General features: G+C 69.2%; 9 protein-coding genes and 1 rRNA gene. All 10 read left to right on the forward strand.

Annotation, left to right across the window (positions count from 1 at the left end; translation table 11 throughout):
* Positions 1–106, forward strand: a 5S ribosomal RNA gene (rrf, locus tag ACZ5SK_RS40340); the annotation flags it as partial.
* Between the two features lie 85 nt (positions 107–191).
* A complete protein-coding gene (locus tag ACZ5SK_RS40345) occupies positions 192–836 on the forward strand; it encodes an HAD family hydrolase (protein WP_468418248.1) in 645 nt (214 codons plus the stop codon).
* A 92-nt stretch (positions 837–928) separates the two neighbouring features.
* Positions 929–1660 (forward strand): VC0807 family protein, encoded by a 732-nt coding sequence (locus ACZ5SK_RS40350; protein ID WP_334578042.1) that lies wholly within the window; start codon positions 929–931, stop codon positions 1658–1660.
* A gap of 113 nt (positions 1661–1773) precedes the next feature.
* Positions 1774–3015 carry an MFS transporter gene (locus ACZ5SK_RS40355; RefSeq protein ID WP_361708166.1) on the forward strand — a complete coding sequence of 414 codons (1242 nt, stop codon included), beginning with the start codon at positions 1774–1776 and terminating at the stop codon, positions 3013–3015.
* On the forward strand, positions 2966–4138 hold the full coding sequence (locus ACZ5SK_RS40360) for an acetoin utilization protein AcuC (protein WP_334578040.1): 1173 nt from the start codon (positions 2966–2968) through the stop codon (positions 4136–4138). The genes ACZ5SK_RS40355 and ACZ5SK_RS40360 overlap by 50 nt, the downstream gene beginning before the upstream one ends.
* A gap of 256 nt (positions 4139–4394) precedes the next feature.
* Complete coding sequence (locus ACZ5SK_RS40365) at positions 4395–5210, forward strand: phosphatase (protein WP_334578039.1); 816 nt, start codon at positions 4395–4397, stop codon at positions 5208–5210.
* Positions 5211–5355: 145 nt separating this feature from the next.
* A complete protein-coding gene (locus ACZ5SK_RS40370; RefSeq protein ID WP_004984898.1) occupies positions 5356–5568 on the forward strand; it encodes a helix-turn-helix domain-containing protein in 213 nt (70 codons plus the stop codon).
* A gap of 156 nt (positions 5569–5724) precedes the next feature.
* Positions 5725–5823: a 30S ribosomal protein bS22 gene (locus ACZ5SK_RS40375; RefSeq protein ID WP_003948845.1), complete on the forward strand. Its 99-nt coding sequence runs from the start codon at positions 5725–5727 to the stop codon at positions 5821–5823.
* 311 nt (positions 5824–6134) lie between these two features.
* Positions 6135–7208: an NAD-dependent epimerase/dehydratase family protein gene (locus ACZ5SK_RS40380; RefSeq protein ID WP_361708172.1), complete on the forward strand. Its 1074-nt coding sequence runs from the start codon at positions 6135–6137 to the stop codon at positions 7206–7208.
* Positions 7209–7222: 14 nt separating this feature from the next.
* Positions 7223–8305 carry a lysophospholipid acyltransferase family protein gene (locus tag ACZ5SK_RS40385; protein WP_457494765.1) on the forward strand — a complete coding sequence of 361 codons (1083 nt, stop codon included), beginning with the start codon at positions 7223–7225 and terminating at the stop codon, positions 8303–8305.
* Positions 8306–8413 lie beyond the last annotated feature (108 nt).

Raw genomic sequence — 8413 nt, forward strand, 5'->3', positions numbered from 1 at the left:
TAGCGTGAGGGAAACGCCCGGTTACATTCCGAACCCGGAAGCTAAGCCTTACAGCGCCGATGGTACTGCAGGGGGGACCCTGTGGGAGAGTAGGAAACCGCCGAACAAATATTGAGGAAACCCCCGTGCCATTCGGCACGGGGGTTTTCTGCGTTCAGGACTTGTTTTGGGGACTCGTTTAGGGTCGAGTCATGCGCTACGACTTGGTGATCTTCGACAACGACGGTGTCCTCGTGGACAGCGAGCCGATCTCGAACCGGCTGCTGGCCGCCTATCTGACCGAGCTCGGGCACCCCACCTCCTACGAGGACTCCATCCGGGACTACATGGGGTCCGCCATGCACCGGATCCACGACCTGGTCGAGGAGCGCACGGGGGAACGCTTGCCGGCGGAGTTCGACGACACGTTCCACCGGCGGGTGTTCGCGGCTTTCGAGCGGGAGCTGGAGCCCGTGGCGGGTGCTGTGGACGTCCTCGCGAAGCTGGCCGCGGACGGGGTGCCGTACTGCGTGGCCTCCTCGGGGAGTCATGAGCGGATTCGGGTGGGGCATCGGACGACAGGGCTGGACCGGTGGTTCGAGGACGCCCGCATCTTCAGCTCGCAGGACGTGGGCAAGGGGAAGCCGGCTCCCGATCTGTTCCTGTACGCGGCTCAGCGGATGGGAGTGGCACCGGGGCGGTGTGTGGTCGTGGAGGACAGCCCGCTGGGCGTGCAGGCGGCCGTGGCGGCCGGGATGGACGTACTCGGGTTCACGGCGATGACGCAGGCCGCGAAGCTCGCGGGAGCCACTCAACTCTTTTCCGGCATGGGCGAGTTGGCTGACCTGCTGATCTGACGTTCGATCGGGTGCCGGGCTGACATTTGTCATGCGTAGCTCCGGACGTTCGTTTCTACTGGGGGACCCCTCCCGGCGGCGAAGCTGAGGGCATGACGACGAACCAGCACAAGAAGCAGAACGCCTTCGCACCGCTCCTCCTGGACGTGGCGGTGCCGCTCGGGTCGTACTACCTGTTCAAGGGTGCGTTCGGGATGAGCACCTTCGCCGCTCTCGCCTGGAGCAGCGTCGTGCCGGCCGGGCGGACCGTGTGGAGTGCGGCGAGGGAGCGGACGCTCAACGGGCTGGCCGGGCTCATCCTCGTCGTCAACGTCGTCGGGCTGGTGCTCAGCTTCGTCTCCGGGGACCCGCGGCTGATGCTGGCCAAGGACAGCGGGGTCAGCAGCACGGTCGGGATCGGGATCCTGGTCTCCGTGGCGCTGGGGCGGCCGATGATGACCGCCGGGCTCAAGCCGTTCCTGGTGAAGGGCGACGCGGTCAAGGAGGCCGCGTGGCAGAGGCTGGAGAGTGGTGTGGCGGCGGCGTCGGCGGACTTCCGGCGTCGGGAGCGGGCCTTCTCCCTCGCGTGGGGTGTGGTGCTGCTCGCCGAGTGCGTGCTGCGGGTTGTGGGGGCGTACACGGTGCCGGTGGACACCATGGTGTGGCTGGGGTCCGTGGTGATGGTCGTGGCGATCGGCATGGGGATCGTGCTCGGCGGGGCGCTCGGCGCCGGGCCGATGGAGGCGATGCTCCGTTCCGAGGTGAAGACCGGGGAGGCAGGGGAGATCGGGGAGGCCGAGGCTGAAGCCCAGGTCGAGATGGCCGAGGTCGTCCTCGCCCGGTAACCCCGGTATCGCCGCCGTGACGCCGGTGACGCCGGTGGCGCCGGTAAAGCTGAAGAGAACTCATCTTTGGCTTGATCTACCCACGAGTACGCAGGGGCCCTACGCTCGCCGCCATGACAGAAGTGCTGCGGCGCGGTAGGGCCTCTTTGGCGTTCAGTTTCTTCGCGCAGGGGGCCGCCTTTGCGCTGCTCGTGACGAGGATCCCGGCCATCCAGAACAGGTACGGGGTGTCGGACGGGCTGCTGCCCGTCTTCCTCGCCGCGGTGCCCGTCCTGGCCGGGGTGGGGAGCGTGACGACCGAGCAGTTGGTGAAGCGGATACCGCCCAGCCGGCTGCTGCGCTGGTCCCAGCCGGTCGTGCTGCTGGCGCTGCTCGGGGTCGGAGCGGGGCGGGGGATGGTCGAGCTGGGGGTGGCCCTGGCGGCGTTCGGGCTCGCCGTGGGGGCGCTGGACGCGTCGATGAACATGCTGGGGGTGAGTCTGCAGCGGGCGTACGGGCGCAGCATCATGCTCAGTTTCCATGCCGTGTACAGCCTGGGCGGGATCGTGGGGGCCTCGCTGGCGTGGGTGGGGGCGCACTGGCACCTCGCGTTGTGGGTGTCGTATCTGCCGGTGGTGGCTGTGCTGTTGCCGGCCGCTCTGGTGGGGAGCCGGTGGTATGTCGACGGGGTGGACGAGGTCGGCGAGGGGGGTGCGGCCGGGGCCGTCGATGAGGGCAGCGCGGGGAGTGGCGGTACGGGTGTCGTCTTCAAGGTTCTGCTGCCGTTGTGTCTGGTGATGTCGTTCGCTTATATCGGGGACTCGACCGTCTCCAACTGGAGTGCGAAGTATCTGCAGGACGTGCTGGGGAGCTCGGAGCAGCTGGCGACCGTCCCGTACAACGTGTACATGGTGACCACGCTGCTGGGGAGGGCCATCGGGGACTTCGGGGTGCGGCGGTTCGGGGCGGCGGCCGTGGTGCGGGTGGGGGCGCTGGTGGCGGCCGGCGGGTTCGCGGTGGTGGCGGGCGCGCCCGGGGCGTGGGTGGGGATGCTCGGGTTCACGCTCGTCGGGCTGGGGCTGTGTGTGCTGGTGCCGCAGACGTTCGCGGCGGCGGGGCGGTTGTTCCCCGGGGCTTCGGATGCGGCGATCGCGCGCCTGAATATTTTCAACTACGTCGGGTTTTTGATCGGTTCGCCGTTGGTGGGGGCGTTGGGGGACGCCTGGACCTATCGGGGGGCGATGGTGGTGCCGATGGTGTTGGTGCTGGTGACGTTGGTGTACGCCCGGTCGTTCGAGGCTCAACCTGACCGATACGGTGGCGGGCATGAGCGGCCGCGCACAGCTGATGTGGGACGAGGCAGTAACGGGCTATGACTTCGGGCCCGAGCATCCGATGGATCCGGTCCGGCTGGATCTGACCCGGAGGCTGGTCGGTGCCCTGGGGCTCGACCGGGAGGTGGACGTCGTCGCGGCGAAGCCCGCCGGGGAGTCGACGCTGCGGCTCGTGCACCGGCAGGACTACGTCGAGGCCGTGAAGGCGGCGTCGGCGGATCCGGGGGCGGCGGACCAGTCGTACGGTCTGGGGACGATGGACGATCCGGCCTTCGCGGGGATGCACGAGGTGTCCGCTCTCATCGCCGGGCTGTCGGTGGGGGCCGCGGAGAGCGTGTGGCGGGGGGAGGCGCTGCACGCGGTGAACTTCGCGGGCGGGCTGCACCATGCCATGCCGGGGGGTGCGTCGGGGTTCTGCATCTACAACGACGCGTCGTTGGCGATCGCCCGGCTGCTGGAGCTGGGGGCCGAGCGGGTCGCGTACGTGGATGTGGACGTCCATCACGGGGACGGGGTGCAGGCGGCGTTCTGGGAGGACCCGCGGGTGCTGACGATCTCGTTGCACGAGCATCCCCGTACGTTGTTCCCGCAGACCGGGTGGCCGGAGGAGACCGGTGGGGAGGGGGCGGAGGGGTCCGCGGTGAACGTCGCTCTGCCGGCGGGGACCGGGGACGCGGGGTGGCTGCGGGCGTTTCACTCGGTGGTGCCGGAGCTGATCGCCGATTTCCGGCCCGATGTGCTGGTGACCCAGCACGGGGCCGACACGCATTTCGAGGATCCGCTGGCTCATCTCGCGGTGTCGCTCGATGCGCAGCGGGCTGTGCAGGTGGCCTGCCATGAGCTGGCGCACGAGTACGCCGGGGGGAAGTGGGTCGCCTTGGGCGGGGGTGGCTACGCGGTGGTGGAGGTGGTGCCGCGGTCGTGGACGCACCTGGTGGGGGTGGCGGCGGGGGTGCCGGTGGCTCCGGAGACGGTGATTCCTGAGGGGTGGCGGCAAGAGGTCTTCGCTCGTACGCGGCAGTTGGGGCCGGCGCGGATGACTGATGGGCGGTGGCCGGTGCGGTGGGCCGAGTGGGAGGCGGGGTACGACCCTGCAGATCGGCTGGATCAGGCTGTGCTGGCTGCTCGGCGGGCGGTTTTTCCGTTGCGGGGGCTGCTGGCTTAGGGGTGCGTGGGCGGGCTCTTTTTCGCCCCCGCCGCCCCTACCCGTCCCATCCTCAGGGGGCTCTGCCCCCTGGACCCCCGTATCGGCCCTGAAGGGGCCTCGTCCTCAAACGCCGGACGGGCTGTAAGGCTGCGGACGGGGTGGAAGGCTCTCGACGGGCTGTAAGGCTGCGGACGGGGTGGAGTGCTTACGCCAACTGTGCGGTGTTCCGCCGTTTCCGTCCCGGTCCCCGCTGCCGTCCGTCAGCATCGCTGTCGTGTTGAGTTCTGGGGGGATTCGGGCGCATCTGCTGGCTGCGCGGCTGGCCGGGGTGGTGGCTACCCCTCGGGAGGAGAGTCTGCGGAGTTATCGGCTCTTCGCCGCGCGGGATCCTCGGGTGCTGATCGGGCTTGATCCCGAACGGAGCTGGGGGCAGCGGGATCTGATCGCGTTGATGGCGGACAAGTGCGGGGTTTCGGCCGATCCTCGATGCGTGTCCGGGCATGATGTGATCGACCCCGAGCGGACGGTTGCCGCGCTCGACGCGTTCGCGGATCGGCTCGCCTCGGTAGCCCAGCGTGGTGCTGCCGTGCTGCTCGGCACCGGGCATCCGCATCGGCTGCTGGGGTTCTACGCCGCTCTTGCAGACGCTTTGTCGGCGGCGGGATGTGAAGTCCTCACCCCGGCGCAGGGTCACTGTGTCGACATAACGACCCGGTTCGGTCTACGCACGCACACCCTGCACTACGTACGGGGAGTCGCGGTCGTCCGGGAGGCCGGGGGTGAACGCGCCGGTTGTGCGACGGGTGTGCACAGTCATTCGCCGCTGCCGGTTCGGGTCGCTCTCGACGCGGCGGCCGAGGGTGCGGGGCGGCTGCCCGAGCTCGTCATCGGGGACCACGGGTGGGTCTGCGGGGCAGGTCAGCTGGGGTTCGAGGCCATCGGGCCGGCCGACACCGACGACCCCGCGCTGTTCGTCGGGGAGGCCGAGGGGGTCGTCTCCGTGGCCGTTCCACTTGATGACGGTGTGCGGTCGGATTACTACAGGCCGCTTACCCGCTACGTACTCAATCGAGCGTGTCTGTCACAGTAGGCCTGCGATAGGTATGCGATGGGTGCACCTCTTCCCCACTCGCATCACCCGCCCCTACATTGGGGAGTGAGCACGCAGCGACGAAGAGTCACCGGAAGGGGAAGCCGGTGGCCGTCGAGTCGAGTGCGGAAGGTTCAGGTGTGTCATGGCTGCAGCTGGCGAGAGGCCTCTGAACGAGGTTCAGTTCCTTACCGTGGCGGAAGTCGCCTCGGTGATGCGAGTGTCGAAGATGACCGTGTACCGGCTGGTGCACAGTGGTCATCTGCCCGCGATCCGGGTGGGGCGGTCCTTCCGCGTCCCCGAGCAAGCGGTTCACGAGTACCTCCGCGAGAGCTATGTGGGGGTGGAAACCGCCTGACGACAGTGGGTCGGGGGGCTCCTCAGGGCTCTTCCGGATCTCCCCCGATCCGCCTCGATTACGACCTCAGCGCTCGGGCGGGTAGGCTAGCCCCTCGTAGGTCGTATGGGCCCATGGCGCCCAGCACCGAGTGATGAGAAGTGAGCGAGGGTAGTCGTGGGCTCTGTTATCAAGAAGCGGCGCAAGCGGATGGCCAAGAAGAAGCACCGCAAGCTGCTCAAGCGCACGCGCGTTCAGCGTCGCAACAAGAAGTAAGCGCACGTCCTTACTTCTTCGCCGACGCGAGCCGCGTAGGCGTGGTGTGGCCCCCCACCGTGTTGTCGGTGGGGGGCCACACGTATGTCCGGGTGTCGTGCGGCCCGTTGAACGCCGTGCGTATGCCTGGACTGGCACCATGGCTGATCTGGTCGTACGCCCGAAGGTTGTGGTGACGTGGTGCGTCGGGTGGTCATCACGGCGCAACATCGACCCGCTAAGTTGGCCCGCGGGCGGGGAACACGGCAGGGTGGCCGAGCAGTACCAGGATGGTTCAAGGGCGGTTCCAGGACGGAAGGAAGGCGCTGATCTTGGGGAAGGTCGTGCTCGTTACCGGAGTGGCCCGTCAGCTGGGGGGCCGGTTCGTACGACGGATCCAGCGTGACCCACGGGTCGACCGGGTGATCGCCGTGGACGCCGTGCGGCCCGAGCACCATCTCGGGGGCGCCGACTTCATCCAGGCCGACATCCGGCAGCCCACCATCGCGCGGGTTCTCGCCGAGACCGGCGCCGACACGGTCGTCCACCTGGACGTGACGGCGACGGCGCTGGGCAGTGGCAGCCGGACCACGGTCAAGGAGACCAACGTCATCGGCACCATGCAGTTGCTGGGGGCCTGTCAGAAGTCGCCGAGTGTGAAGCGACTGGTCGTCAAGTCCTCCACCAACGTGTACGGGTCCGCGCCGCGTGATCCGGCCGTGTTCACCGAGACGACCCCGCCCAAGTCGCTGCCCAGCGGCGGCTTCGCCAAGGACGCCGTCGAGGTCGAGGGCTATGTGCGTGGGTTCGCCCGGCGGCGGCCCGATGTCGCCGTGTGCGTGCTGCGGTTCGCCAACATCCTGGGGCCGACCGCCGAGACGCCGCTCGCCTCGTACTTCTCGCTGCCCGTGCTGCCCACCGTGTTCGGCTACGACCCACGGCTGCAGTTCGCGCACGAGGACGACGTGATCGACGTGCTGCGGATCGCCTCGCACGAGCCCGAGCGCGGCACGCTCAACAGCGGCACGTTCAACATCGCCGGGGACGGGGTGCTGTTGCTGTCGCAGTGCTCGCGGCGGCTGGGGCGGCCCACCGTGCCGCTGCTGCTGCCCGCCGTCACCTGGGCGGGGTCCCTGGTGCGTACGCTGGGCATGACGGACTTCTCGCCCGAGCAGATCCGGCTGCTCACCCACGGCCGGGTCGTGTCGACGGACCAGATGCGCGAGACGCTGGGGTTCACGCCGCGGTACACGACGGCCGAGACCTTCGCGGACTTCGCGCGCAGTCACGGCCCCGGGCTCCTGCCGCCCGAGGCCGTCGCCGGGGCCGTGGACCGGATCGCCGCTCTGCCGCTGCCGGGCGGCGGGCACGCCCCGGCTCACCCCCCGACGCCGAGCGCCAACTGAGGAGCGCATCAACGATGGCGGACGCCAAGGTCATTCCGTTCGACGACGACCGGACCCGGGGAAGCGCCGTGGCGCGGCCGCCGCGGCGCCGGGGTGTGGGGAGTCGGCGCAAGAACGGCGAGCCCGCGCCGGTCCGGGAGATCGGCGAGATCGGCCAGGCCGGTGAGGTCGGTGAGGTCCAGCCCCTGCCCACCAGGGCGGTTGGGCAGGATGATGTTTCTGTGACGGGTGAGGAACGGGTGCGCGAGGGCGCGGGCGGGGGCCTGGAGCGGCGGATCGCGGGCGGGCTGTCGTTCCTGCGCCGGCGTCTCACGGGCGACTACGAGGTCGACGACTTCGGCTACGACGAGGAGCTGACCGACCAGGTCCTGATGTCCCTGCTGCGGCCGCTGTACGACAAGTACTTCCGGGTCGAGGTGAAGGGCGTCGAGAACATCCCGGCCGAGGGGGGCGCGCTGATCGTCGCCAACCACTCCGGGACGCTGCCGTTGGACGGCCTGATGATGCAGGTCGCCGTCCACGACCACCACCCGGCGGGCCGGCATCTGCGGCTGCTGGCCGCCGACCTCGTCTTCGTGCTGCCGGTCGTCAACGAGCTGGCCCGCAAGCTCGGGCACACCCTCGCGTGCGCGGAGGACGCCGAACGGCTGCTGGGCCAGGGCGAACTGGTCGGGGTGATGCCGGAGGGCTTCAAGGGCATCGGGAAGCCCTTCAGCGAGCGGTACAAGCTCCAGCGGTTCGGTCGGGGCGGCTTCGTCTCCACGGCCCTGCGCCAGGGCGCTCCGATCATCCCGTGCTCGATCGTCGGGGCGGAGGAGATCTACCCGATGATCGGCAACGCCAAGACCCTCGCCCGGGTCCTGGGCTTCCCGTACTTCCCGCTGACGCCGACCTTCCCGTGGCTGGGGCCGCTGGGCGCCGTTCCGTTGCCGACGAAGTGGACGATCCAGTTCGGCGAGCCGATCCTGACGGACGGCTATCCGCCGGAGGCGGCGGAGGACCCGATGCTGATGTTCAACCTGACGGACCAGGTTCGCGAACAGATCCAGCACACGCTCTACAAACTGCTGGTGCAGCGGCGGTCGGTGTTCTTTTGACGGGGCCGGTGCTTTGCGTTGTTACGGCGGTGGGGGGGGGGGGGGGGGGGGGGGGGGGACCAACCCCCAAACCAAAAAAGCGCCCCCCCCCCCCCCCCCTCCCCCTCC

Source organism: Streptomyces sp. NPDC031474 (assembly GCF_055581185.1).